This window comes from Streptomyces sp. NPDC059248 (assembly GCF_042753905.1).
Classification (GTDB): Bacteria; Actinomycetota; Actinomycetes; order Streptomycetales; family Streptomycetaceae; genus Streptomyces.
This window is the reverse complement of the sequence record NZ_JBHYZV010000173.1, coordinates 1-2,043: the sequence shown is the minus strand read 5'-3', so window position 1 is coordinate 2,043 and position 2,043 is coordinate 1. Positions and strand designations below refer to the sequence as shown.

General features: G+C 68.5%; 2 protein-coding genes. One reads left to right on the top strand and one right to left on the bottom strand.

What is annotated here, in order from left to right; genetic code table 11:
- Positions 1–115 precede the first annotated feature (115 nt).
- On the bottom strand, positions 116–1,321 hold the full coding sequence (gene nadA, locus ACFXG1_RS33095) for a quinolinate synthase NadA (RefSeq protein WP_384723530.1): 1,206 nt from the start codon (positions 1,319–1,321) through the stop codon (positions 116–118).
- Positions 1,322–1,610: 289 nt separating this feature from the next.
- Between nadA and ACFXG1_RS33090 the strand changes: the two genes are divergently transcribed.
- Positions 1,611–1,967, top strand: a complete 357-nt coding sequence (locus ACFXG1_RS33090; RefSeq protein ID WP_006349715.1) for an iron-sulfur cluster assembly accessory protein — start codon at positions 1,611–1,613, stop codon at positions 1,965–1,967.
- Positions 1,968–2,043: the final 76 nt, after the last annotated feature.

Here is a 2,043-nt window from a genome sequence, read left to right as displayed (position 1 = left end):
CATTTCCACTATGTTCGGGGGGGCTCGTTTTTGTTTATACCCCCCCCCCCCGGGGGCCCCGGGCGGGTGGTGGGGCCGGGCCCCCCGGGACGGGTCGGCGGGGGAGACGCGGAGGTTACGGCAGGGCGAGCATCCGCTCCAGTGCCAGCTTCGCGTACCGCTCGGTCTCCGGATCGACCTGGATCCGGTTCACCAGGGTGCCGTCGGCCAGCGACTCCAGGGCCCACACCAGATGCGGCAGATCGATCCGGTTCATGGTGGAGCAGAAGCAGACCGTACGGTCGAGGAAGACGACCTCCTTGTCGGGGTGGGCCGCGGCCACCCGGCGGACCAGGTTCAGCTCGGTGCCGATCGCCCACTTCGACCCGGCGGGGGCCGCGTCCAGCGCCTTGATGATGTACTCGGTCGAACCGACGTAGTCCGCCGCGTTCACCACCTCGTGCTTGCACTCGGGGTGCACCAGCACATTGACGCCGGGGATCCGGGCCCGGACGTCCTCGACGGAGTCGAGCGAGAAGCGCCCGTGGACGGAGCAGTGGCCCCGCCACAGGATCATCTTCGCGTTCCGCAGCTCGTCCGCCGTGAGCCCGCCGTTCGGCTTGTGCGGGTTGTAGAGCACACAGTCGTCGAGGGACATGCCCAGGTCGAGGACGGCGGTATTGCGCCCGAGGTGCTGGTCGGGGAGGAAGAGCACCTGCTCACCCTGCTCGAACGCCCACTCCAGCGCCCGCTTGGCGTTGGACGAGGTGCAGATCGTGCCGCCGTGCCGGCCGGTGAACGCCTTGATGTCCGCCGAGGAGTTCATATACGAGACGGGGACGACCCGCTCGGCTATGCCGGCCTCGGTCAGCACGTCCCAGCACTCGGCGACCTGCTCGGCCGTCGCCATGTCGGCCATCGAGCAGCCGGCCGCGAGATCGGGCAGGACGACCTTCTGGGCGTCGGTGGTGAGGATGTCCGCGGACTCCGCCATGAAGTGGACACCGCAGAAGACGATGTACTCCGCCTCCGGCCGGGCCGCGGCGTCCCGGGCCAGCTTGAAGGAGTCGCCGGTGACATCGGCGAACTGGATGACCTCGTCCCGCTGGTAGTGATGGCCCAGGACGAAGACGCGCTCGCCGAGCCTGGCCTTGGCGGCGCGGGCACGCTCCACCAGGTCCGGATCGGACGGGGACGGGAGATCGCCGGGGCACTCGACGCCGCGCTCGCTCCTCGGGTCGGCCTCCCGGCCGAGCAGCAGCAGTGCGAGCGGCGTCGGCTGCACATCGAGCGTGGCGCTCCGCTGCCCGGTACCGGCTGGGGTGGTGGTCACGTCCCACACACCTTTCTCTCTACGATCAGCCCTTTTCGTCTGATTGACGTTATCTATGATAATCACTTCGTGTCACTTTGACGATCTCGATAGCGTCAATGTGACGCACCTCCCGATCCGGCGCGACGGCCCCCGATGGTCCCGGGAGCGATGTGCGAGCATGAAGGGGAAAGACCCCGCAAGACCCGCCTTCGGGCCCGGAATGAATCCGCGGCCCCGCCGGTTGCAATGTCGGCAAGCAGTCTCCGTACCTCCCCTGCCTCGGTGGGGAGAGCCCATCCCGGGAGTGATGAAGCAGATGTCCGTATCGGACGAGACCCAGACCGTGAGTGACGGCATCCTCCTGTCCGACGCCGCCGCGGCCAAGGTGAAGGCCCTGCTCGACCAGGAGGGCCGCGACGATCTGGCGCTGCGCGTCGCCGTCCAGCCCGGCGGCTGCTCCGGCCTGCGTTACCAGCTGTTCTTCGACGAGCGCTCCCTCGACGGCGATGTCGTCAAGGACTTCGACGGCGTCAAGGTCGTCACCGACCGGATGAGCGCCCCGTATCTGGGCGGCGCCTCCATCGACTTCGTCGACACCATCGAGAAGCAGGGCTTCACCATCGACAACCCGAACGCCACCGGCTCCTGCGCCTGCGGCGACTCCTTCAACTGAGCCGCGCCCGGACCCGGGCGCGGCTCGATACGCGACCGGGGCCGGACACGGCCGAGGCGGCGACCCCTGACATCAG

Bases quoted from the DNA above. Each gene is read 5' to 3' on its own strand.
- ACFXG1_RS33090 (WP_006349715.1), top strand. From the start codon at position 1,611: ATGTCCGTATCGGACGAGACCCAGACCGTGAGTGACGGCATCCTCCTG.